The sequence below is a fragment of the Bacillus sp. AFS073361 genome, assembly GCF_002567005.1.
Lineage (GTDB): Bacteria > Bacillota > Bacilli > Bacillales > Cytobacillaceae > Neobacillus.
The window spans coordinates 1-395 of record NZ_NUZU01000112.1; the positions used below are offsets into that span (position 1 = coordinate 1).

General features: G+C 54.4%; 2 protein-coding genes. Both read right to left on the reverse strand.

All coding sequences use genetic code 11. The features are described from left to right. Positions 1-84 precede the first annotated feature (84 nt). Entirely contained in the window at positions 85-261 is a 177-nt protein-coding gene (locus COJ96_RS29730; protein ID WP_024131618.1) for a DUF6889 family protein, read from the reverse strand. Between the two features lie 11 nt (positions 262-272). Next, positions 273-395 carry a phage tail assembly chaperone gene (locus COJ96_RS29735; protein ID WP_373561750.1) on the reverse strand — a complete coding sequence of 41 codons (123 nt, stop codon included), beginning with the start codon at positions 393-395 and terminating at the stop codon, positions 273-275.

Consider the following 395-nt stretch of genomic DNA (forward strand, 5'->3'; position numbering starts at 1 on the left):
GTACCGGCGAGAACAGAGTCGAACTTTGACGCGCCCGCTTCATCGATATCGAATCCGAGCGAGACGAGGAAATCTTTAATAGTCTCAGCGTTCATTATCCTCTCTCCATTTCTCTATACGGCGCTGGTTGTCAGCCTTAACGGCCAGGTGGTCATTCATCAGCGCGATATCGCACAGATCGACTGATCCATCCTTCAGCGCGTAATAAGGGATTAACCCGGCGTCAACCGGGTCAAGGAGATAAGACAGCCCGTCAGGCAGGCTGTTGAGGGTTAGCCCTGAGGCTGGTCCGCCGTCGCGCTGGTAGGGCTCACGGGCAAAAAATTTCCTAGTGAATCGGCGACCACCCGCGCCACCAGCTGTAGCATGGTCAGCAGGTCGATATCATCAAACAT

What these genes read in the sequence shown, in the direction of transcription:
- COJ96_RS29735 (WP_373561750.1), bottom strand. Translation starts at nt 395, where the DNA reads ATGTTTGATGATATCGACCTGCTGACCATGCTACAGCTGGTGGCGCGG.